The following is a 22,164-nucleotide window of genomic DNA, read 5'->3' as shown; positions in this document are numbered from 1 at the left end:
CCGCTGACAACAGGCACGCCCAGACGCTCTCAAGAGCGCACGCGCGCCTGTCGATATAGGCGGTGCGGGGCGGTCAAAGCAGTTCAGTCCCCGCTTAAAACCAAAACGATACGGGGAAATATCAAAAATGTGGGGAGCAACTCTTCGCACGACGGCGCTCGTGTGCGGCGCCACTTTGCTTGGCGCTTGCGCGCAGAACTATGGAAACCGTGTAGCCGCGACTTCCGATAGTTTTCGCGCAGGGGGCATCGAGACCGCCATCGCAGCCCATGACAAGGCCCATGAGGGGGTCAAGCCGGAAGACCTGGACCTGCTGTATTTCCTGGAGCGCGGCGAGTTGATGCGCCTGCGCAAGGACGGGTTGAAGCCAAGTACCGACGCATGGTTCAAGGCGACCGAAAAGATCCAGGTATGGGAAGAGGATAGCCGGAGCAAGCTGACCAAGAGCGCTGGCGAGCTCGGCGCCGCATTGCTTTCGGAGTCGTTCAACCGCTATGACGGGCAGGACTACGAGAAAGTCATGCTCAGCACCCGGCTGGCACAGAACCATTTGATGGCTGGCCGCTGGGACGACGCACGTATCGAAATCCGGCGCATGTACGAGCGCGAGACATTGATTGCCTCCCTGCGCGAGAAGGAGGTGCAGGCACTCAAGGATGCGGCGGAAGAGAAAGGGGCGAAGGACACTGAAGTCAAGCTCAAGGACATCAAGGGGTATCCGGTCGAGATCTTCGACGACCCCGAAGTGACCGGCCTGCGCAATGCCTACCAGAGCGCTCATCGCATTACCTGGCCGGCTTCGTCTTCGAGGCGCTGAACGAGCCCAGCCTTGCCACGGCGGGCTATCGGCAGGCTATCGAGCTGCGCCCTGACGTACCGATGCTGCAGAAGGGCCTGGAAGGCGTTGCCACCAGCAAGCGTGTGCCGGCCGGCAAGACCGACGTGCTGTTCGTCATCGAGTCCGGAAGCATGCCGGCGCGGGAAACCGTGAAGATCACGCTGCCTGTGCCGATCGGGGCGGGGGTGAAGCTGCTGTCCACCTCTTATCCTGTGATTCGTCCGGCTAAAGACACCTTCATCCCGACCTCGATCAAGGTCGGCGATGCTTCCGTGCCCGCGGCCATGGTCACCAGCCTGGATGCCATGGCTCGCCGTGCGCTGAAGGACGAGATGCCCGGGGCGGTAGCGCGCAGCATGGTTCGCATGGTTGTGTCCGGCGCCGCTCAGGAGGCGCTGCAGCGCAATGGCGGCGCCTTCGGCTCCCTGATGAGCCTTGCGGTTGGCCTGACCAGCGCCGCCACGGAGAGCGCAGACACGCGCCAATGGCGCACGCTGCCGGCCAACATCTCGCTGGCGCGCGCCGTGGTACCCAGCGGCGCATTGCCGGTGTCGTTCACCACGCCGCAAGGTACCTTCCGCCAGGAGGTCAAGGTCGACGGCACCTATGCGCTCGTGGTCCTGCGCCCGTTGGGCAATAGCGACCTCAGCGCGCTGGTTTCGCAGCCAGGGGCTGGGCTGGTTGCTGCCGCGCCAGCCAAGCCCGAGCCCGCCAAGCGCAATGCGCGCCGCGCCAGTACCACGGTGGCGTCTAAGGGCGCGGCAAAAGGACAGTAAGGCCTTAAGTTGACTTTTCGAATGAGGCCGCGCGCGTCGCGGCCTCAAATCCTGGCTGGCCCTGTGCCGGCCTTTTGCACGTCTGACGCACCCTGAAGAATGAACCACCTATTCCGCAACTTCTCCGTATCTGCCGTGGCGGCATTGGCCCTGTCGGGTGCAAGCGCGCTCCTGCCAGGCCTGGCACACGCCGAAACCATTGCGTCCAGGGTGGTACAGCTGGGCGAAGCGAACAAGATCCGCGTGAGCGCGCTTCGCGCCGTGGAACGCAACGGCCGGCTGCTGGTACAGGCGCAGTTCGCCAATACCTCGACGGACCCGCAGCACTTTGCCTATCGCTTCAAGTGGCTTGATCAGGACCAGATGAGCGTGTGGGAAGACGAAGCCTGGAAGCCGGTCATGCTGCATGGCGTGCAGTCCACCGACATCCAGTCCCTGGCGCCCACCCGTGCGGCGACAGACTTCCGCATTGAACTGCACGCTGTCGACAACACCGCGTCGCTGTTCGGCCCGTCGAGGTAACGCCAGCCAGCGTCACCCGCCATACAGCCTTTGCCTTACCCGAAGACTCATCAAGGAAATCCAGTCATGCATCCGATTTTTGCTCGTTCTCCTATTGTCGCGTTGCTCGCCGCCGGTGCGCTGCTGGGCGGTTGTACCACCGTTGCCGGCCCGCGCATGGATGGCAACGTCCAGTATGGCGACGCCAGGGCCGTCGAGGCCCTGACCAATGAATTCGGCTCTACCGACCTGCAGACGATTGCCGAAGCCATGACGCGCTCGCTGCTGCAATCGCGCCCCATCACTGCGCCGCGCGAGGCGCCGGTTGTCACGCTGGCCGAGGTCAAGAACAAGACGGGCGAATACATCGACACCCGCGCCATCACGGAGAAGATCCGCAACCAGCTGCTCAAGAGCGGTTCGGTGCGCTTTGCTACCGCGGGCGTGGACATGCAGGGCCAGGTGGATGAACTGCAGCGGCAGAACCAGACGGGCCTGTACAAGAACAGTGGCAAGGCCCGCATGGGCCAGATGCAGGCAGCCAGGTACCGCCTCGAGGGCAACATCACGTCCATCACCAAGCGCACCTCGAACGTGAAGGACGTGTACTACCTGTTCAACCTGACGCTGGTGGACAACGAGTCCGGCATGCTGGAGTGGGCTGACGAGAAGGAAATCCGCAAGACGTCGTATCGTTGAGCGAGGCTGCGATGCTACGTTTCCTGACCGCGGCAGTCGCCGCCCTGGCCTGCTCCGGGGCCATCGCCCAGGTGAAGGTCGCCGTTGCAGACCTGGCCTATAAGGACACCATCCGGGAAGCGTTCTCTTATGAGTCCGGCTACCAGAAGTCCCACAACAGCGGGGCAATGAACTACAGCGGCGGCATGGGGTCATCGAATGGCCACGCAAACCACTCGTCATCCAGCGAGTCGGCTTATGTGAAGGCATCCGGTGAACTCACGCGCATCGAATACGGCGAACTGCGCCGCTTCACCGCTGACATCAAGGGACAACTCGTCAGCAGTGGCGCGATACGGGTCGTACAGGCCAGGCAGTACACCGGCGACCCTTCCGAGGCGCTCTTCAATGTCCGCGAGCGCATCCGCCAGGGCGATTTCGCCGGCGCAGACTATGTGCTCTTCGGCGTAGTCAACAGCCTGGAGTGGCGTAACGACGTACAGCCGGTGCAGCACACGCGCAACTCGATGCTGCTTTACAGCCTGGAAGTCGGCGCTGAATTCAGCCTCATCAACACCCGGACCATGGAAGTGCGTGCCGCGTTCTCGGCCGTTGGCGAAGGCAATGACAACAAGATCTGGTCATCCGGCGCCGCGCTGACGCCCAACAAGGCACGGGTGATGCAGGCCGTGTCGCGCTCGCTGGCTGAAGAGGTGGTTCGCCAGCTCGGCGACCAGTTCAGTGTGGGCGGTGGCCGCCTGGCCATGGGAGCAGAGAACTACGACGGCTCGCGCAGCCCGCGCGGACCTGAAACCGCCGGATCACCTCGCAAGGCCAGGGTGTTTGAGTAACGGCGAACCAGGGGCTGCCCTTTGCAGCCCCTGCGCCCTACGGTCGAAACGCCATGGAGCACGAATGGCTTTGACAAAAAAAGAGCCGGCCAATGAGGGCCGGCTCTTCCTTTTTATGGCACTCAAGCTGCTGTCGCGACCTTACTCCACCGTCACCGACTTGGCGAGGTTGCGCGGCTTGTCGACGTCAGTACCGCGCGCGCAAGCCGTGTGATACGCCAGCAGCTGCAGCGGCACCACGTGCAGGATCGGCGACAGGTCGCCATAGTGCTCGGGCATGCGGATCACCTGGATGCCGTCCGACGACTGGATCTGCGTATCGCTGTCGGCAAACACATAGAGCCGGCCGCCGCGCGCGCGCACTTCCTGGATGTTGGACTTCAGCTTTTCCAGCAGCGCGTCGTTGGGGGCGACCGTGACCACCGGCATCGCTTCGGTAACCAGCGCCAGCGGGCCGTGCTTCAGTTCGCCGGCCGGATAGGCCTCGGCGTGGATGTACGAGATTTCCTTGAGCTTGAGCGCGCCTTCGAGCGCGATCGGATAGTGCAGGCCACGGCCCAGGAACAGCGCGTTCTCGCGGCGCGCGAAGTCTTCGGACCAGGCGATGATCTGCGGCTCCAGCGCCAGCACGCCGTGCAGCGCGGCCGGCAGGTGGCGCAGGTTGGCCAGGTCCCTGGCTTCGGCTTCCTCGGTCAGCAGGCCGCGCACCTTGGCCAGCGACAGCGTCAGCATGTACAGCGCGGCCAGCTGCGTGGTGAAGGCCTTGGTCGAGGCCACGCCGATCTCGGTGCCGGCGCGGGTCAGGAAGCGCAGCTCGGTCTCGCGCACCATGGCGCTGGTGGCGACGTTGCAGACCGCCAGCGTGTGCACATGGCCCAGCGCGCGCGCGTGGCGCATCGCGGCCATGGTGTCGGCGGTTTCGCCCGACTGCGAGATCACCACCACCAGGGCGCGCGGGTTCGGCACGGTTTCGCGGTAGCGGTATTCGCTGGCGACCTCGACCTGGGTCGGGATCTTGGCGATGCTTTCGAGCCAGTATTTGGCCGTGCAGCCGGAGTAGTAGCTGGTGCCGCACGCCAGGATCAGCACGCTGTCGATACCGGCAAAGACCTCGGCGGCCTTGTCGCCGAACAGCGCCGGCGTGATGCTTTCCACGCCTTCCAGCGTGTCGCCCAGCGCGCGCGGCTGTTCGAAGATTTCCTTCTGCATGAAGTGGCGGTACGGGCCCAGCTCGACCGATGCGGCATGGGCTTCAACCAGGCGGGCTTCGCGCTCGACCGCGTGGTCTTGCGCGTCATGGATGACCACGCCGTCGAGCGAGATCTCGACCACGTCGCCCTCTTCCAGGTAGATGATGCGGTTGGCGGTGCCGGCCACGGCGAGCGCGTCGGACGCGAGGAAGGCCTCGTTCTCGCCGAGCGCCACCACCAGCGGCGAACCGGCGCGCGCGCCGACCACCACGCCGGGCTGGTCCTTGGCGAACACGGCGATGGCGTAGGCGCCGTGCAGGCGCTTGGTGACCGCGCGCACCGAGCCGAACAGGTCGCCGCGGGTGGCGCTGCTCGGATAGGAGTAGGCCTGGTGGATCAGGTGGGCGACAACTTCGGTGTCGGTCTGCGACTCGAAGCCGTAGCCGACCGCGCGCAGTTCCTCGCGCAGCGGCTCGTAGTTCTCGATGATGCCGTTGTGCACCAGCGCGATGGTCTCGCCCGACAGGTGGGGGTGGGCGTTGACGGTGTCGGGCCTGCCGTGGGTGGCCCAGCGCGTGTGCGCCACGCCGGTCAAGCCCGACAGGCCCGAGGCCTGGGTCTGCGCATCCAGGTCGGCCACGCGCGACACGGTGCGGGCGCGCTCGACCGCATCGTCGCGCACGACGGCGACGCCACACGAGTCATAGCCGCGGTATTCCAGGCGGCGCAGACCCTCGATCAGGACCGGAACGATATTGCGCGTCGAAACCGCGCCGACGATGCCACACATGCTGAACCCCCGTTGCTGGCGCCCACTGCGGCGCACTATCCAATCCAATCGCGCCGCCCGTGCCGGGTCGGCGCTTCCATGGCCGCTCACGCGGCGGCCTGACGATTACTTCTTCGGCGGCTTGACCGGACGCTGCCAGGCATCGATGGTCATCTGCTTGGCGCGCGACAGCGTCAGCTTGTCCGCGGGTGCTTCCCTGGTCAGCGTAGTGCCCGCGCCCAGCGTGGCGCCGCGGCGTACCGTCACTGGCGCGACCAGTTGCGTATCGGAGCCGATAAAGACGTCGTCCTCGATCACCGTCCGGTGCTTGTTCACACCGTCATAGTTGCAGGTGATCGTGCCGGCGCCAATATTGACGCGCGAACCCACTGTGGCGTCTCCAACATATGCAAGGTGATTGGCCTTGCTGTGGGCCGCCACCTGGGCATTCTTGACCTCGACGAAGTTGCCGATATGGACATCTTCGCCCAGTTCGGTGCCCGGGCGCAGCCGCGCGTAGGGCCCGATGCGGCCGGCAGGGCCTATTTTGGCACTATCGACATGGCAGAAGGGGTGCAATTGCGCGCCGGCACCCACGGTGCTGTTGCGGATCACGCAATGGGCGCCGATGCTGGCGCCGTCTTCCAGGTGCACGCGGCCCTCGAACACGCAGCCGACATCGATGGTGACATCGCGCCCGCAGGTCAGCTCGCCACGCACATCGATGCGCGCCGGGTCCAGCAGCGTCACGCCGGCTTCCAGCAGGCGGCGGGCCTGGTTGCCCTGGTGGATGCGCTCGACTTCGGCCAGCTGCAGCTTGCTGTTGACCCCGAGGGTTTCCCAGATCGCCGCGGGCTGGGCCGAGACGATCTCGACGCCCTCCGTGGCGGCGCGCTCGACCGTGTCGGTCAGGTAGTACTCGCCCTGGGCATTGTCGTTGCCGAGCGTCGACAGCCAGCGCCGCAGGTGGCCCGTCGGGCCCACGATGATGCCGGTATTGATCTCGTGGATGGCCTTGACGGCCTCGCTGGCGTCCTTTTGCTCGACGATGCGGACGATGCTGCCCGCGGCGTCGCGTACGATACGTCCATAGCCGGTCGGATCGGGCATTTCGACCGTCAGCACGCCGAAGCGCTCGGTGCCGGCCTCGGCCACCAGTGCCTTCAGCGTGGCGGCGGTTGTGAGCGGCACGTCACCGTATAGAACCAATGTAGGCTGGCTGTCGTCCAACAATGGAAGTGCCTGCATCACCGCATGGCCCGTGCCAAGCTGTTGGGCCTGTTCCGCGAAGGCGACATCGTCGGCGGCGACCGCCTCGCGCACATGCGCGGCGCCGTGGCCGACCACGACCACCAGCCGCGACGGCGACAGCGCGCGTGCCGTATCGAGGACGTGCGCCAGCATGGGCCGCCCTGCAACCGGGTGCAGTACCTTGGGCAAATCGGAAACCATTCGCTTGCCCATGCCGGCGGCGAGAATGACGATATTCACAAGGAGACCCCTAAGTGAGTGTGTCCGAAAATATTCTGGAAAACGCCAACCGGGTGATTCGCGGACTGCGCCGCCCAGCTTGGCTGCAGGCCCGGGCCCAGTCGGTGCGGAAACCCGCAAACCCTTGCCAGTCTTGGGCTGGCGGCGCTCGGGAGGGCCCTGCTGCAATGCGCGCCGATTTTAACATGGCGTTTTCTGCCCAAGGCCGCGCTGTTTCCGAATTTCACAATAGGTGGGCGCGGCGGATTTTGGTGATTTTCAGCGCGGCGGCGCTGTGCGCGTGCAACGCGATGAAACTCGGGTACCAGCAGGGTGACCGGCTGGCGTACTGGTGGATCGACAATTATGTCGACGTCACTTCCGCCCAGGAGCCGCTCACGCGCGAGGCGATCGCGCGCTTCTTTGCCTGGCACCGCAAGGCTCAGCTGCCTGAAATCTCGGGCCTGCTGCAGCAGGCCAAGGCCGAGGTCCGCCAGCCGGTGACGCCGGCCATGGTCGAGCACTTCCAGGACGCCTCGCAGCAGCTTGCACGCCGCTCCTACGAGCAGGCCATGCCCGACATGGCCGACCTGCTGCTGACCCTGACGCCCGAACAGATCGCCCGCATGGAGAAGAAATTCGCCGAGGGCAACGCCAAGTACCGCAAGAAATTCCTGAACCCGAATCCGGCCGAGCGGGTCGATGCCCGCTTCGACAAGGTGATGGACTACGCGCGGCTGGTCTATGGCGGCTTCTCCGGCGAGCAGGAAAAGCAGATCCGTGAGGCGATACTGCCCGTGGTCGACAGCGCCGAGGCGCGCTATGCCGAGCGGGTGGCGCGGCAGCAGGAATGGCTGAAGATGGTGCGCTACGTGCAAACCACGCAGCCGTCCAAGCCGCAGGTGATAGACCTGCTGCGGCGCTTCCGCGACTACTGGCAGAACCCGCCGGCCAAGCAGGCGGCGCGCCACGATGCCAGCACCACCGCCGGGATCGCATTGACGGTGGCAATCGCCAACATGACCACGCCGCAACAGAAGGCGCATGCGCAGGACCGGTTCCAGAAGTGGATCGACGATACCAACGCGCTGATGCGGGAAAAGGCGAACGCCCCGGTGCAGTCCGCGGCGACGAACTAGGATTCGGCCACCGGGTTTCGGCCACCCTCAATGCAAAATGCCCGCTCGCGCGGGCATTTTGCTATGTGGCGGCAGTTACTGCGGCGCGCCGGCCTGCTCCGCCTCGGGCGCGGATGCCGGCGGACGCTCGAAGCGCACGAACTCCATCCGGTTCTCTTCCAGGCTGCCCGCGAACACCAGCGGCTGCTGCTGGAAGGTGGTCTCACCGAACAGCGAGGCCTCGTCCACCTTGGCCAGGCCCGTGGCCAGCCCCGTGAACGGGAACAGCTCGGTATCGGCCAGGTGCGAAGGCACCACGTTGCGCAGCGCCGAGAAGATATTGTCGATGCGGCCTGGGTTCTGCCGCTCCCACTCCTGCAGCATCTCGCTGACCTTCTTGCGCTGGAGGTTTTCCTGCGAGCCGCACAGGTTGCACGGGATGATCGGGAATTCCATCGCGCGCGCGTACGACGCAATGTCCTTCTCCGAGCAGTACGCCAGCGGGCGGATCACGATATGCGCGCCGTCGTCGGTGGCCAGCTTGGGCGGCATGGCTTTCATCTTGCCGCCGAAGAACATGTTCAGGAAGAAGGTGTTGACGATGTCGTCGCGGTGGTGGCCCAGCGCGATCTTGTTGGCGCCCAGCTCCTTGGCGGTGCGGTAGATCACGCCGCGGCGCAGGCGCGAGCACAGCGAGCAGGTCGTCTTGCCCTCGGGCACCTTCTCCTTGACGATCGAGTACGTGTCCGCCTCGACAATCAGGTACTCCACGCCCACCGACTTCAGGTATTCAGGCAGCACATGCTCCGGGAAACCCGGCTGCTTCTGGTCCAGGTTCATCGCGATCAGCTTGAACTTGATGGGCGCGCGCTTCTGCAGCGCCATCAGGACCGACAGCATGGTGTACGAGTCCTTGCCGCCACTCATGCAGACAAGCACGGTGTCGCCGTCCTCGATCATGCCGAAGTCGCCGATGGCCTTGCCGGTTTGCGATTGCAGCCTCGTCTCGAGGCGGTAGAAATTGTTCGAGTGGCTCATGGAGCATCCTGTTGCATGGCGCCTGCCGGATGGAATGGCCGGCAGCGCGCGAAGGGGCAACATTCTACTTTAGGCGCCCGCACGCTGCAGGCGCCAGGCAAATGCCGCAGATACTGCAAATGCCGCAAATACCGCAGATACGGCAAATACCGCCTCAGGCGCCCTGCTTGATCTGGAACACCTCGACACCCACGGAATCGCAGTCCGGGTACACGTCGGGCTTCTCGGTCGACACGCGCACGGCGCGCACCTTGGGGTGCTTGAGCATGGCGCGCGCGACGTCGTCGCACAGCGTTTCCTGCAAGTGGACGTGGCCCTGCGCCATGCGCTCGGCCACGGTGTTGCGCATGAAGTCGTAGTCAACCACTTCGTCGAGCTTGTCGGCGTGCGGGGTGCATTCTTCCAGCGGCACGAACAGGTCGATATTGATCAGCACGCGCTGCTCGCCCTTCTTCTCGAACTCATGCACGCCGATATTGATCTGCACTTCATAGTTGCGCAGGAACATGCGTCGGCAGTCCTGCAGGCTGGGGTGGGAAAGAGCGGCGAGCATGGTCATGGCTGGGAGAAAAGACTAGAAATGGAAACGCCGCGCCGGGCGGGCACGGCACATCAGGGTACGGTTTTCCGGCGTGCCTTGGCGTACAGGCGCCAGCTTACTCGGTCAGGAACATCACGTCGCGCGCCAGCGGCATCAGGTGCTGGCCGCCGTCCACATACAGCGTGGTGCCGGTGACAGCTTTCGCCTGCGCCATATAGGCCACCGCCTGGGCGATATCCTCGGGCGTCGACGACTGGCCCAGCGGCGTCACGCGATGCGCGCGGCGGAAGCTCTGCTCCGACTGCTCGCCCGACACCAGCGTGATGCCCGGCGCCACGCCGACCACGCGGATGCGCGGCGCCAGCGCCTGCGCCAGCTGCACCGTGGCGGTCTGCAGCGCGGCCTTGGACAGCGTGTACGACAGGAAATCGGGATTCAGGTTGTCCAGCTTCTGGTCGAGCAGGTTGATCACCACGCCGCGCGGTTCGGCCGCCTTGTCTTTGTCGCCGCCCGGGGCAGCGGCGGCCAGCGCCTTGTGCAGCTCGCGCGCCAGAAGCAGCGGCGCCGCCACATTGGTGCGCATATGCGTATCGAGCGACGCATACGAGAAACTGGTCGCCACGTCATACTGGAACAGCGAGGCGTTGTTGACCAGGCAGGTCGGCAAGCCCAGCGCGGCGATGCAGTCCGCGATCAGGCGGCCGGTGGCGGCCTCGTCTGCGAGGTCGGCGCGCAGCACCGCGGCCCGGCGGCCGAGCGCGCGGATCCTGGTTGCCAGCGCCTCGGCCTCGTCGACCGAGCGGTGGCAATGCACGGCCACGTCCCAGCCTTGCGTTGCCAGTTCCAGCGCAATGGCGCGGCCCAGGCGACGCGCGCCGCCGGTGACGAGGGCGACGCCGCGGGCAGCGGTCTGGGCGGCGGCAGGATTGGCGGCAGCGGGTGCCGGGGTATCGGATGCGGGCATTGCTACAATCGCGGGATGCAGAAAGCCGCTAGTTTACCCCTTCCCCCCGCCGACGCGCAGGCCGCTTCCGATACCCTTACAGCCCGTATTGGCGAATCGATCGATGCGGCCGGCGGCTGGATCGGCTTTGACCGCTATATGGCGCTGGCGCTGTACGCGCCCGGCCTGGGCTACTACAGCGGCGGTTCGGCCAAGTTCGGGCGCGATGCCCGCGACGGCAGCGACTTCATTACCGCACCGGAACTGAGCCCGTTCTTCGCGCGCACGCTGGCGCGCCAGTTCGCGCCACTGGTGGCGCAAGACCTGCCGCGGATGATGGAGTTCGGCGCCGGCACCGGCCGCCTGGCCGCGGACTTGCTGCTGGGGCTGGAGCAGGAAGGCCAGCTGCCGCGGGAATACGCGATCGTCGAACTGTCCGGCGAGCTGCGCGCACGTCAGCAGGAAACGCTGGCGCAGCGCGCCCCGCACCTGGCAGCGCGCGTGCGCTGGCTGGACGCGCTGCCCGACAGTTTCGAGGGCGTCATCGTCGGCAACGAAGTGCTCGATGCGATGCCGGTGCAGCTCTACGCACGCGTTGGTGGCCGTTGGCACGAACGCGGCGTGGCCCGCGCCGAAACCGGCGCGGCCACGGCATTCCGCTTCGAGGACCGCTTGCTCGCCGATGCCGACGTGCCCGCGATGCTGCGCGACATTGCCGGCGACCATGATGTCGTCACCGAGACCCATGCCGAAGCCGAGGGCTTCACGCGTGCCGTCGGCGCGATGCTGGCGCGCGGCACCGCCTTCTTCATCGACTACGGCTTTCCCGCCGCCGAGTACTACCACCCGCAGCGCGCCGGCGGCACGCTGATGTGCCACTACCGCCATCACGCGCATCCGGACCCGTTCCTCTACCCCGGCCTGCAGGACATCACCGCGCACGTCAATTTCAGCGGCATCGCCGCCGCCGCGGTGGAAACCGGGCTGACCGTATCGGGCTTTGCCTCGCAGGCGCGCTTCCTGATGAACGCGGGCATCACCGAGCTGCTGATGGCGCTGGACCCGTCCGATGCGCGCGCCTTCCTGCCGCAAGCCAACGCCGTGCAAAAGCTGCTGTCCGAAGCGGAGATGGGCGAGCTGTTCAAGGTCATCGCGCTGACGCGGGGCCTCGACGACGGCACGGACCAGAGCGAGCCGCTGGCCGGCTTCGCCCGCGGCGACCGCTGCCACACCCTGTAAGCCAAAGGCAACGCCATGCTGCGCTGGACCGTCACCATCTTCCTGAGCGTGATCATCCTGTCCGCGGCCCTGCCGTGGCTGCAGAAGATCGGGCTGGGACGGTTGCCGGGGGACGTGCGCTTCCGCCTGTTCGGGCGGGAGTTCGTGCTGCCGTTTGCTTCGACGATCCTGTTGTCGCTGGTGGCGCTGGTGATCGGCAAGCTCTTGTAGGAACGGCGCCGCGGCTTCTCAATCCGGTGCGTGCTCGCCGAGCCGCTGCGCCACGGCCGCGACGCGGGCCGCATGGACGCGGTCCTTGATCTGCCCCACGTCGTCCGCACAGGCGCGCGCGATCGCACCGGCATCGACGCCGGCGGCGGCTTCGCGCGCCGCCAGCAGCCGCGTCGCCTGCGGATAGTCGCTGTGCTCGAAGCCCTTGCGCCCGCGCTTGTCGGCCTCGCACGCCTGCAGCGCCAGCGCGAAGCGGCCGGGCTTGCGCAGCGCGTCGCAGCGCTCCAGCAGCCGTACCACCGCAGCGGCGCTGAATTCCAGCGAGCGGTGGATATTGCCGTGCTCGCGCGCCACCACCAGCGCCAGGTCGCGGCAATCGTTGGGCACGCGCAGCCGCAGGCAGACCTCTTCCAGCAGGTTGACGCTGCGCAGCTCATGGCCGGTATGGCGCGGCAGCACGTCTTCGGGCGTAGTGCCCTTGCCCAGGTCGTGCACCAGCGCGGCAAAGCGCACCGGCAGCGGCACGCCCATTGCGGCGGCGGTGTCGATCACCATCATCACGTGCACGCCGGTATCGACTTCCGGATGGAAGTCGGCGCGCTGCGGCACGCCCCACAGGCGGTCAAGCTCGGGCAGCAAGCGCGCCAGCGCGCCGCAGTCGCGCAGCACCTCGAACATCCGCGACGGGTGCGCTTCCATCAGGCCGCGCGCCAGCTCCTGCCAGACGCGCTCGGGCACCAGCGCATCGACCTCTCCGGCCGTCACCATCTCGCGCATCAGGCGCTGGGTCTCTGCGGCGACGGTGAACCCGTGGAAGCGCGCGGCGAAGCGCGCCAGCCGCAGGATGCGCACCGGGTCTTCGGCGAAGGCATCGGAGACGTGGCGGAACAGCCGGGCCTGCAGGTCGCGCTGGCCGCCGTGCGGGTCGATCACCGGGCCGACCAGGTTGCCGTCGGCATCGACCTCGCGCGCCATCGCATTGATGGTCAGGTCGCGCCGGACCAGGTCGTCTTCCAGCGTGACATCGGGCTCGCAGTAGAAGGCGAAGCCCTTGTAGCCCATCGCGGTCTTGCGCTCGGTGCGTGCCAGCGCGTATTCCTCATGGGTACGCGGATGCAGGAAGACCGGGAAATCCTTGCCGACGGGACGATAGCCCGCGGCTTCCATCTCGTGCGGGGTCGCGCCGACGACTACGTAGTCACGGTCCTGGCTGGGCTTGCCCAGCAGTTCGTCGCGGATCGCGCCGCCGACGGCATACACCTGCATCGTTGTGGCCTCTTCTGGTGCCGGCACGGGGCAGATGCCCGGCGCCGGCTGCATGGCTCAGTGGTTGACGATGATCGCGTCGGGCCGGTCGGGGGACACGCGGTAGGGCTCGTCGTCGGCCAGGAAATCGCGCTCCTCGTGCGCGGCGGCGATCCACTCCTGCATGGTCGGCAGCGCCAGCATGAAGTCGGCATAGGCCTTGGCGTCTTCCGGCAGGTGGATGCCGTAGGTGGCAAAGCGGCTCACCACCGGCGCGAAAAAGGCGTCGGCCACGGTGAATTCGCCGAACAGGAACGGCCCGCGCGCACCATGCTGCTGGCGCAGCCCGCCCCAGATCGCGGCAATGCGGTCGACGTCGCGCTGCACGGCCACGTTCCAGCCGCATCCGGGCAGCACCGCGGTCACGTTCATCGGCAACTGGCTGCGCAGGTTGCCGAAGCCGGAATGCATCTCGGCGCAAACCGCGCGCGCCACCGCACGCTCGGCGCGGTCGGCGGGCCACAGCGTCTTTTCCGGGAAGCGCTCGGCCACATATTCGGCGATCGCCAGCGAGTCCCACACGGTGACGTCGCCATCGACCAGCGCCGGTACCTTGCCGGCCGGCGAATAGCGCGCGATCTCGGCGGCGAAGCTGCCGGTGAACAGGCGCACCTGTACCTCTTCGAATTCAATGCCGGCCTGGCGCAGCAGCAGCCAGGGGCGCAGCGACCAGGAGGAGTAATTCTTGTTGCCGATGACGAGCTTCATCGTAGGTCCTTGGGGGAGGAGGCGAAGGGAGACGGCGGCGGCGGCGCGCCGGACCGGTCATTTTGCCAGCGCGCCAGCCTGCCTCAAAGTGAATTGCACTCGCAAACGATCCGAAAATGGGTCACATAGGCCACCCGCGGCCCGCCGCCCACCCGCCCTTCAGCGGTGCACGCTGGCTCGCATCGAGGTCAGCGCTGCATCGCGGTTGCGCCCGGCCAGCGCGTCGGTCATCACCGATTCCAGGCTGGCCGGATGCAGGTCCAGCTCCGGCGCGACCGGATGTTCGAGCACGTTGTCCAGCTGCATCGAGTCGAGGTTGTCGCGCGACAGCAGCGGATCGCCCGGCATGTGTTCCATGATGGTCGCCTGCACCCGCGCCAGCGCATCCGGCAGCGCGATTACCGGGCGTGGATGGCCGGAAGCGCGGCCGGCGAAGCGCACCAGTTCTTCCAGCGTATAGACCTGCGGGCCACCCAGTTCATAGCCACGGCCGATGGTGGCCGGGTTGACCATCGCATTGAGGAAGGCCTGCACCACGTCCTGTACGAATACCGGCTGGAAACGCGCCTGCGCGCAGGCCAGCGGCACGATGGGCGCCATCTGCTGCATCTGAGCGAACAGGTTGAGGAAATGGTCATCGGGGCCGAACACCACCGACGGGCGGAGAATGGTCCATTCCAGCCCGCTGGCGCGCACGATGCGCTCGCCGTCGCCCTTGCTGCGCAGGTACATCGACGGCCCCTTGCTGTCGGCGCCGAGCGCGCTCATATGCAACAGCCGGCGCACGCCGGTGGAGAGGCACGAAGCGACGATCTGCCGCACCATTTCCACATGGGCGCTGGCAAAGGCGTCGCCATAGGGATCGGCACGCTCGCCGTGCAGCACGCCCACCAGGTTGACGACAATGCCGTCAACCCCGAGCGAGCCGATGGCGTCATCGAGCGCGGCATTGTCGGCCAGCCCCAGCTCCGCCACCTCGACGCGCGGCAGCAGCAACAGGTGCTGTGCGTGCTCGACGTTGCGGGTGCCGACCACGATGCGGTCGGGGGCGATCGGTGAATCCGGATTGCTGCCCGGGGCTAAAGGCGCACCCGAGGCAGAGGCGGCGCCGGCCAGGCGCGAGACAAGGTGGCTGCCGATAAAGCCGGCGCCACCGATGACGAGGACGTTGCTGGTCTGCATGATGCCTCCGTGCAAAGTGAACTGCACGTCGCGGCGCATTGCGCCAGCCGGGCCGCCGCAACGCGCCCGGCACTGCACACCAGCGGCCCGTCCCGTCGGGTGCCCGTCAGGGCAGGCTGGTGGTGGTCACCGGCGACGGCGCGACCGTACCCAGGCGCGATTTCAGCGACTGCGGCCGGCCACTCATCAATGCAGCATAGTACGTGGCGTTGGAAAGCACATTCTTCACATAGCCGCGCGTTTCATTGAACGGGATGGTCTCTGCAAAGATCGCGCCTTCCACGGGCCGCGCCAGCGTGCTGCGCCAGGTCTTCGGCCGGCCCGGACCGGCGTTGTACGCGGCCGACGCCAGCGTCCAGGAGCTGTCCAGGTCGGTCAGCACCATGTTCAGGTAATTGGTGCCGAGCAGGATGTTGATGTTCGGATCGCCCATCATCGACGGCGAAAAATCGTTCATGCCGATCTTGCGCGCCACGTACTTGGCCGTCGCCGGCATCACCTGCATCAGGCCGTGCGCGCCGGCCGACGAACGCGCGCTCATGAGGAAGCGCGATTCCTGGCGGATCAGGCCGTAGACCCACGCCATGTCGAGCCCGACATCGTCGGTCGCGCGCTGCATGATGTCGCGGTACGGCATCAGGAAGCGCAGCGCGAAGTCATGCTCGTTGCGGGTGCGGTCGGCGGTGTTGACGGTGCGGTCGAGCAATTCGAGGCGGCGCGCGTATTCAGCCGCGGCGAGCAGCTCGCGGTCGTTCATGCCGCGCAGCTCCCAGTTCCATTCGCGGTTGCCCTCGAAGCGCATGTTCATCGCATAGAACTTCTGCGCGCGCTGGAAGCCGGCGCGCGAGCGCATGGCATTGGCGTCGGCATCGCTGACCGTCGTGCGCGCGGGCAGCGTGATGCGGTTGCCCAGTTCTTCGCTGGCGAGCTGGCCGTAGAAATTGAACTGGCCGGCGATCTGCTGGAAATTCTGCTGCGCCTCGGTGTCGCGGCCTTCGGCCTTGAGCGCGCGGCCATACCAGTAGAGCCACGCCGGATCCTTGGCACGCAGCTCGGGACGCATCAGCTCGACCGCCTGGCGCACCTGCTTCCAGTCGCCCTGGCGCAGCGCGGCGCGCACGCGCCATTCCTGGGTGTCGTCGGACAGCCACTGGTTGCCGCCCAGGTCCATCTGGCGGCGGTAGTAGTTTGCCGCTTCCGGCATCAGCTTCTTGGCCGCGAACTGGCCGATCACGCCCCAGGCGGCGCCCTGCTCGTCGCGCGACAGCGTGCCCTGGGCGGTACCCAGGTAGGCGACGGCCTGGTTGGGGTCGGTGCGCGCCATCTTGACGATGGTGGCGAGCGCGTCGCCGTCGACGCGGGCGTCGGGCAGCAGCGCGGCGATCTTGCCGGCCAGCGTGAGGTAGTTCTGCTCCAGCGCCAGCCGCGCCTGGAAGGCGACATCGCTGCGCTGGATCTGCTGGCTTTGCACCAGGTAGCCGATCAGGTCGACGCAGCCTTCGCCGAAATAGCGCGGATCGCTCAGCGCCTGGCGCGACTCGGCGGCAACGTTCTGGCCCTTGAGCGCGCGCGACAGCAGCGCATAGCATTCGACCTGGGTGTCGTCCTTGAGCGCGAACTGCGGGTACTCGGCATCGAAATTGGCCCAGTCGCGCTTCTTGCCCAGCACCAGCAGCCAGTCGTTGCGCATGCGGTCGGCGATGGCCTGGCCCTTGTAGCGCTGCAGGAAGGCGCGCACCTGATCGTCGGGCGCGTCGATGCGCGCCAGGCCGCTGGCGTCGAACATCTGCGGCTTGATGCGGAAGTACTCGACGTACGACGGAATCGGGTAGTCGACCAGGGTGGCCGAGATCGCATAGGCGCGCTCGACGTCGTTCTTGCGCGCCGCTTCGCGCAGCGCGGCGAAGGCCTCGTCCGGATCGCTCGGGATCACCGCCGGCTGCTGCTGGCGCACGGGCGCCTGCGGGCGCTTCTGCGCATGGACCGGCGTGACAAGCAGTGCACATGCCATGGCGATCCAGGCGGCCCGCCCTGCACGCTGCAGATATACTCCCTTCAGCATTCTTTGCTTCCTTGTCGTTGACGGCGGCGCCGGTGCCCGCCATGCAAGGCAAGGGCCGCCGCAGCTTCCGCCGTCCGTGTTGGTTCGGACGCGGGCATTATCCCACGCCATGTCTTCAAGTTCCGTCACTTCGGACGCTACCTTGCCTGCCACCTCGCCCCCCGACCGCCGCGCGCAGCGTGCGCGCCTGCTGGCAATGCGTGCCGGCCTGCCCGCGCGCGCGGATGCCGATGCGCGCATCGCCGCCGCGTTGTCCGAGCTGCTGGCGGGCCTGGCCGTGCGCTGCCTCGGCTTCTACTGGCCGATCCAGCAGGAGTTCGATGCGCGCGCCACGGTTGCGCAATGGCTCGCGGCCGTGCCCGGTCGGCAGGCCGCGCTGCCGGCGGTAAGCCGGCCCGGCGCGCCGCTGGACTTCCACCTGTGGGACCCGGACACGCCGATGACCAAGGGCCACTACGGCATCCCGGTCCCCGACGGCACCGAGGCCGTGATGCCCGACGCGTTGCTCATCCCCTGTGTCGGCTTCAGCCCGGACAAGTTCCGCCTGGGTTACGGCGGCGGCTTCTACGACCGCACGCTGGCCGCGATGGCGCACCGGCCGGTGGCGATCGGCGTTGGCCATGAAGCGTGCCGCATCGCGCTGCCCGCGCAGCCGCATGACGTGGCGATGGACTGGATCGTGACCGAAGCGGGGGCGTTCTAGCCCGATAGGGTGACGGCAGCGCGCGGGCAAGGCTTGCGCTCAGCCGGTCTGCACCAGCTCATCCACCAGCGCGCGCATGCAGCGCCAGTGCGAGCCTTCCCAGAACACCCGCCGGCACTGGTCGCAGGTGACGAAGCTGCGGTGGCGCTCGAACACGCCGTCCGGCACCCGCCCCGCCGCATCGGCCGCATCCAGCGCGTGCAGCGGCACGTTGCAGTCCAGGCACAGCGAGAACGGCCGCGCGCTGCGCGCCAGGTCCAGCCGCGCGAAGATCTCGCGCACCTGCTGGCGCGGCTTGAGCGCGCGCACATAGCAGCCGTGCGTGATGCCGCGGCGCTTGAGCAGTTCGCGGTCGCGCGTCAGCACGATGCGGCCTTCGTCGACCGCAATGCGCTCGATCTCGCTGTCTTCGAAGTGGTTGTCGTAGAGAGTGTCGAAGCCGGTCATGCGCAGCAGGTGCGCCAGCCCGCCCAGATGCGCGTCTGCAACGAAATGCATCAGGCGCAGCGGGTGCTCGCGCACGCGCAGCAGCGGCGTGATGTCGAGGCGTTCGAACTTGGGGTAGACCGAGACCCGGTCGCCGTCGCGCAGCTGGCGTTCGAAGACGGCGGATTCGCCGTTGACCAGGATCAGCTCGACCTCGGTGTGGGGGACGCCGAGCGCCTCGATCATGTGCTTGACGGTCGCGGCGCGCGCGCACGCGCAGGGCAGGTCACGCCGGCGCTGGTCCGGCGCGAGGAAGTCGTTCAGTTCCTCGTAGAAGCGGAAGGTGGCGGTGACCATGGGGGCGAGTATGGCACCGATTTGGCATGGATTGCGCACTGGGCGCACCCTCAGCCCACATTCCCCAGCCGCAGCGCCGCCTCCACCGCCAGCTTCGCCCATGGCGTCATCGCCGCCGGCGATTCCAGCGCGGCGGGCGGCAGGCTGAGGTAGTGGCGCATGGTGACCTCGCGCTTTGCGGACTGGTAGCGGAAGGGCTCGCTGCCTTCGGCTTCGAATTTGCCGCGCGTGGCGTCATCCGCCTTCAGGTAGCAGGTGCCGCCCGACACCAGCGCGAACATCAGCCCGTCATAGAACAGCCCATGTCCACCAAACATCCGCCTGGCCGTGACCGGCCCGATGCGCGCCGCCAGCGGCCCCATCAGCTCGAGCAGGTGTTCGATGAAGGGATCGGGGCGGCGCGTGGCCATGTCGCGTGCTGGTGCCTTACAGCTTCAGCCGCTGCCAGATCGCCTTGGTCGCGCCGGCCGCGTTGAGCGTGTAGAAATGCAGCCCCGGCACGCCCGCGGCCAGCAGCCGCTCGCACAGCGCAGTGACCACGTCAAGGCCGAAGGCGCGGATCGATTCGCGGTCGTCGCCGAAGCTCTCCAGCCGCTTGGCCACCCAGCGCGGCACTTCGGCGCCGCACATCTCGGAGAAGCGCATCAGCTGCGAGTAGTTGGTGATCGGCATGATGCCCGGCACGATCGGCACCTCCACGCCCTGCGCGCGCACATCGTCGACAAAGCGGAAGTACGCGTCGGCGTTGTAGAAGTACTGCGTGATCGCCGAGTCGGCACCGGCCTTGACCTTGCGCACGAAGTTGTCGAGGTCATGGCGCGGCGATTTCGCCTGCGGGTGGTACTCGGGGTAAGCCGCGACTTCGATATTGAACCAGTCGCCGGTCTCGGCACGGATGAACTCCACCAGCTCGTTGGCGTAGCGGAACTCGCCGATCTCGCCCATGCCCGAGGGCATGTCGCCGCGCAGCGCGACGATATGGCGAATGCCGCCGTCGCGGTACTGCTGCAGGACTGCGCGGATGCTCTCGCGCGACGAGCCCACGCACGACAGGTGCGGCGCGGCCTCGATGCCTTCGCGCTGGATTTCCAGCACGGCGTCGAGCGTGCCCTGCTGCGTGGTGCCGCCGGCGCCGAACGTCACCGAGATGTACTTGGGCTTGAGCGGGGCCAGCTGCGCGCGCGTGTTGCGCAGCTTCTCCGTGCCCTCCGCCGTCTTGGGCGGGAAGAATTCAAAGCTGAAGTAGCGGTCTTGCATGATGGTGGCGCGCCGCGTTGCCGCGGCGCGCGAAATATGGTCAGTCGTCGCGGTTGCCCAGCAGCAGGCTGGCGAGCAGCCACGAGATCACGCTGTACAGGATGGAGCCCAGCAGCGCCGCCCAGAATCCGCCAACCGTAAATCCTGACAGCAGGTTGCCGACGAACAGGAACAGCAGCGCGTTGATGACGAAGATAAACAGCCCCAGCGTCAGCAGCGTGACCGGCAGCGTCAGGATTACCAGGATCGGACGGATCAGGGTGTTGACCAGGCCCAGCACCAGCGCCGCCAGCATCGCCGAGCCGAAGCTCTTGATGTGGATCGACGGGATGATGTACGGCAGCACGAACAGCGCGACAGCGTTGATGACCCAGACGACCAGTAGTCTCATGACGGCTCCTTGATTGGTGGTTCCTCCCCTCTCCCGCACGCGGGAGAGGGGAGGCAGGCTAGGGACGCACAGGCCGATCAATAGCGGTAGTGGTCCGCCTTGTACGGGCCTTCCTTCTTCACGCCGATATACGCGGCCTGCTGCTCGGTCAGCTCGGTCAGCTGCGCGTTCAGCTTGCGCAGCTGCAGGCGCGCGACCTTCTCGTCCAGGTGCTTGGGCAGCGTGTAGACGCCGACCGGGTACTTGCCGCTGTCGCGCTCCTGCCAGAGCTCGATCTGGGCGATGGTCTGGTTGGCGAACGAGCTGCTCATCACGTACGACGGGTGGCCGGTGGCGCAGCCCAGGTTCACCAGGCGGCCCTTGGCCAGGATGATCAGCTTCTTGCCGTCCGGGAACTTGACGTGGTCGACCTGCGGCTTGATCTCGTCCCACTCGTACTTCTCGATCGAGGCGATGTCGATCTCGTTGTCGAAGTGGCCGATGTTGCAGACGATGGCCTGGTCCTTCATCTTCGCCATGTGCTCATGGGTGATGACGTGGTAGTTGCCGGTGCAGGTGACGAAGATATCGCCGTGCTCGGCGGCGTAGTCCATGGTCACCACGCGGTAGCCTTCCATCGCGGCCTGCAGTGCGCAGATCGGGTCGATCTCGGTGACCCACACCTGCGCCGACAGCGCGCGCAGCGCCTGCGCGCTGCCCTTGCCCACGTCGCCGTAGCCGGCCACGATGGCGATCTTGCCGGCGATCATCACGTCGGTGGCGCGCTTGATGCCGTCCACCAGCGATTCGCGGCAGCCATACAGGTTGTCGAACTTGCTCTTGGTGACGGAGTCGTTGACGTTGATCGCCGGGAAGCGCAGCTCGCCCTTCTGGGCCATCTGGTACAGGCGGTGCACGCCGGTGGTGGTTTCCTCGGTCACGCCGCGGATCGCTTCCAGGTTGCGGCTGTACCAGCTCGGGTCCCTGGCCAGCTTTTCCTTGATCGCGGCGAACAGGTAGGTTTCTTCCTCGCTGCCGGGGTTGGCGATCAGCGCAGCGTCCTTCTCGGCCTTGGCGCCCAGGTGCAGCAGCAGCGTGGCGTCGCCGCCGTCGTCGAGGATCATGTTGGGCGTGCCACCGTCGGCCCAGTCGAAGATGCGGTGCGTGAAGTCCCAGTATTCCTTCAGCGATTCGCCCTTGAAGGCGAACACCGGCGTGCCGCCCGCGGCGATGGCGGCGGCGGCGTGGTCCTGCGTCGAGAAGATGTTGCACGAGGCCCAGCGCACGTCGGCGCCCAGCGCCTGCAGCGTCTCGATCAGCACGGCGGTCTGGATCGTCATGTGCAGCGAGCCGGCGATGCGCGCACCCTTGAGCGGCTGCGCGGCGGCGAATTCATCGCGGATCGCCATCAGGCCGGGCATCTCGGTCTCGGCAATGGCGATTTCCTTGCGGCCCCAGCCGGCCAGGTTGATGTCGGCGACGAGGTAGTCTTGCTTCAGGTCGGTCACGGCGTTCATGTTTCACTCCGGTGAAGAGTGGCACGCAGGTGACGAGATCGGGAAACCGGGGGCTGCAGAGCATGGCAGGGGGCACATGCGCAGCGGGCGGATAGGTCGACTCGCCTCCGTGCGA

At 66.7% G+C, this 22,164-nt stretch carries 23 protein-coding genes; 9 read left to right on the top strand and 14 right to left on the bottom strand.

Translation table 11 applies throughout. The features are described 5' to 3' along the window. Window positions 1-127: 127 nt before the first annotated feature. The 5 genes from LPA45_RS01110 (at window position 128) to LPA45_RS01090 (ending at window position 3,644) form a co-directional block, all read left to right on the top strand. The gene (locus LPA45_RS01110; protein ID WP_367394794.1) at window positions 128-817 is read left to right on the top strand and encodes a hypothetical protein; all 690 of its coding nucleotides are present in this window, start codon (window positions 128-130) and stop codon (window positions 815-817) included. A 62-nt stretch (window positions 818-879) separates the two neighbouring features. Beyond that, the gene (locus LPA45_RS01105; protein WP_367394793.1) at window positions 880-1,614 is read left to right on the top strand and encodes a hypothetical protein; all 735 of its coding nucleotides are present in this window, start codon (window positions 880-882) and stop codon (window positions 1,612-1,614) included. A gap of 99 nt (window positions 1,615-1,713) precedes the next feature. After that, a complete protein-coding gene (locus tag LPA45_RS01100; RefSeq protein ID WP_116316929.1) occupies window positions 1,714-2,136 on the top strand; it encodes a YcfL family protein in 423 nt (140 codons plus the stop codon). 75 nt (window positions 2,137-2,211) lie between these two features. Next, a complete protein-coding gene (gene lpoB, locus LPA45_RS01095) occupies window positions 2,212-2,814 on the top strand; it encodes a penicillin-binding protein activator LpoB (protein WP_367395000.1) in 603 nt (200 codons plus the stop codon). A gap of 11 nt (window positions 2,815-2,825) precedes the next feature. Continuing rightward, window positions 2,826-3,644, top strand: coding sequence for a hypothetical protein (locus tag LPA45_RS01090; protein WP_367394792.1), 819 nt, complete (start codon window positions 2,826-2,828; stop codon window positions 3,642-3,644). A gap of 141 nt (window positions 3,645-3,785) precedes the next feature. On the opposite strand, the gene glmS is transcribed toward LPA45_RS01090, so the two are convergent. Together glmS and glmU are read right to left on the bottom strand one after the other, a co-directional pair. Beyond that, complete coding sequence (glmS, locus tag LPA45_RS01085; RefSeq protein ID WP_317920491.1) at window positions 3,786-5,624, bottom strand: glutamine--fructose-6-phosphate transaminase (isomerizing); 1,839 nt, start codon at window positions 5,622-5,624, stop codon at window positions 3,786-3,788. A 105-nt stretch (window positions 5,625-5,729) separates the two neighbouring features. After that, entirely contained in the window at window positions 5,730-7,094 is a 1,365-nt protein-coding gene (gene glmU, locus LPA45_RS01080; RefSeq protein ID WP_367394791.1) for a bifunctional UDP-N-acetylglucosamine diphosphorylase/glucosamine-1-phosphate N-acetyltransferase GlmU, read from the bottom strand. A gap of 14 nt (window positions 7,095-7,108) precedes the next feature. On the opposite strand from glmU, the gene LPA45_RS01075 reads away from it, so the two are divergent. Next, on the top strand, window positions 7,109-8,212 hold the full coding sequence (locus tag LPA45_RS01075; RefSeq protein ID WP_233527933.1) for a DUF6279 family lipoprotein: 1,104 nt from the start codon (window positions 7,109-7,111) through the stop codon (window positions 8,210-8,212). 75 nt (window positions 8,213-8,287) lie between these two features. On the opposite strand, the gene ttcA is transcribed toward LPA45_RS01075, so the two are convergent. From ttcA to LPA45_RS01060, 3 genes are all read right to left on the bottom strand, one after another. Beyond that, window positions 8,288-9,229, bottom strand: coding sequence for a tRNA 2-thiocytidine(32) synthetase TtcA (gene ttcA / locus LPA45_RS01070; protein ID WP_116316924.1), 942 nt, complete (start codon window positions 9,227-9,229; stop codon window positions 8,288-8,290). Between the two features lie 154 nt (window positions 9,230-9,383). Next, window positions 9,384-9,788, bottom strand: coding sequence for a dihydroneopterin aldolase (locus LPA45_RS01065; RefSeq protein ID WP_116316923.1), 405 nt, complete (start codon window positions 9,786-9,788; stop codon window positions 9,384-9,386). Between the two features lie 97 nt (window positions 9,789-9,885). After that, window positions 9,886-10,734 carry an SDR family oxidoreductase gene (locus tag LPA45_RS01060; RefSeq protein ID WP_116316922.1) on the bottom strand — a complete coding sequence of 283 codons (849 nt, stop codon included), beginning with the start codon at window positions 10,732-10,734 and terminating at the stop codon, window positions 9,886-9,888. 15 nt (window positions 10,735-10,749) lie between these two features. Between LPA45_RS01060 and LPA45_RS01055 the strand changes: the two genes are divergently transcribed. Then, on the top strand, window positions 10,750-11,952 hold the full coding sequence (locus tag LPA45_RS01055) for a class I SAM-dependent methyltransferase (RefSeq protein ID WP_367394790.1): 1,203 nt from the start codon (window positions 10,750-10,752) through the stop codon (window positions 11,950-11,952). A gap of 15 nt (window positions 11,953-11,967) precedes the next feature. Continuing rightward, the gene (locus tag LPA45_RS01050) at window positions 11,968-12,162 is read left to right on the top strand and encodes a DUF2905 domain-containing protein (protein ID WP_367394789.1); all 195 of its coding nucleotides are present in this window, start codon (window positions 11,968-11,970) and stop codon (window positions 12,160-12,162) included. 18 nt (window positions 12,163-12,180) lie between these two features. Here the strand turns inward: LPA45_RS01050 and LPA45_RS01045 are convergent, their stop codons facing one another. The 4 genes from LPA45_RS01045 to LPA45_RS01030 form a co-directional block, all read right to left on the bottom strand. Then, entirely contained in the window at window positions 12,181-13,428 is a 1,248-nt protein-coding gene (locus LPA45_RS01045; RefSeq protein WP_116316919.1) for a multifunctional CCA addition/repair protein, read from the bottom strand. A 57-nt stretch (window positions 13,429-13,485) separates the two neighbouring features. Further along, entirely contained in the window at window positions 13,486-14,175 is a 690-nt protein-coding gene (locus tag LPA45_RS01040; RefSeq protein ID WP_116316918.1) for a glutathione S-transferase family protein, read from the bottom strand. Between the two features lie 159 nt (window positions 14,176-14,334). Continuing rightward, entirely contained in the window at window positions 14,335-15,357 is a 1,023-nt protein-coding gene (locus LPA45_RS01035; RefSeq protein WP_116317794.1) for a complex I NDUFA9 subunit family protein, read from the bottom strand. Window positions 15,358-15,463: 106 nt separating this feature from the next. Continuing rightward, window positions 15,464-17,419: a transglycosylase SLT domain-containing protein gene (locus tag LPA45_RS01030; protein WP_367394788.1), complete on the bottom strand. Its 1,956-nt coding sequence runs from the start codon at window positions 17,417-17,419 to the stop codon at window positions 15,464-15,466. Window positions 17,420-17,528: 109 nt separating this feature from the next. Here LPA45_RS01030 and LPA45_RS01025 point away from each other — a divergent pair, with 109 nt between their 5' ends. Continuing rightward, window positions 17,529-18,122: a 5-formyltetrahydrofolate cyclo-ligase gene (locus tag LPA45_RS01025; RefSeq protein ID WP_367394787.1), complete on the top strand. Its 594-nt coding sequence runs from the start codon at window positions 17,529-17,531 to the stop codon at window positions 18,120-18,122. A gap of 39 nt (window positions 18,123-18,161) precedes the next feature. Here the strand turns inward: LPA45_RS01025 and LPA45_RS01020 are convergent, their stop codons facing one another. The 5 genes from LPA45_RS01020 to ahcY all read right to left on the bottom strand — a co-directional run bounded on the left by LPA45_RS01020 (window position 18,162) and on the right by ahcY (window position 22,049). Beyond that, complete coding sequence (locus LPA45_RS01020) at window positions 18,162-18,905, bottom strand: Mut7-C RNAse domain-containing protein (protein ID WP_367394786.1); 744 nt, start codon at window positions 18,903-18,905, stop codon at window positions 18,162-18,164. 50 nt (window positions 18,906-18,955) lie between these two features. After that, window positions 18,956-19,315, bottom strand: a complete 360-nt coding sequence (locus LPA45_RS01015) for a TfoX/Sxy family protein (RefSeq protein ID WP_367394785.1) — start codon at window positions 19,313-19,315, stop codon at window positions 18,956-18,958. Window positions 19,316-19,331: 16 nt separating this feature from the next. Continuing rightward, a complete protein-coding gene (metF, locus tag LPA45_RS01010) occupies window positions 19,332-20,162 on the bottom strand; it encodes a methylenetetrahydrofolate reductase [NAD(P)H] (RefSeq protein WP_114131115.1) in 831 nt (276 codons plus the stop codon). 40 nt (window positions 20,163-20,202) lie between these two features. Beyond that, window positions 20,203-20,553, bottom strand: a complete 351-nt coding sequence (locus LPA45_RS01005; protein ID WP_063241156.1) for a phage holin family protein — start codon at window positions 20,551-20,553, stop codon at window positions 20,203-20,205. Window positions 20,554-20,630: 77 nt separating this feature from the next. Continuing rightward, entirely contained in the window at window positions 20,631-22,049 is a 1,419-nt protein-coding gene (ahcY, locus tag LPA45_RS01000) for an adenosylhomocysteinase (protein WP_367394784.1), read from the bottom strand. Between the last annotated feature and the right edge of the window lie 115 nt (window positions 22,050-22,164).

This window comes from Cupriavidus sp. Agwp_2 (assembly GCF_040784895.1).
Taxonomy (GTDB): domain Bacteria; phylum Pseudomonadota; class Gammaproteobacteria; order Burkholderiales; family Burkholderiaceae; genus Cupriavidus.
This window is presented reverse-complemented; position numbering and strand designations above follow the sequence as displayed.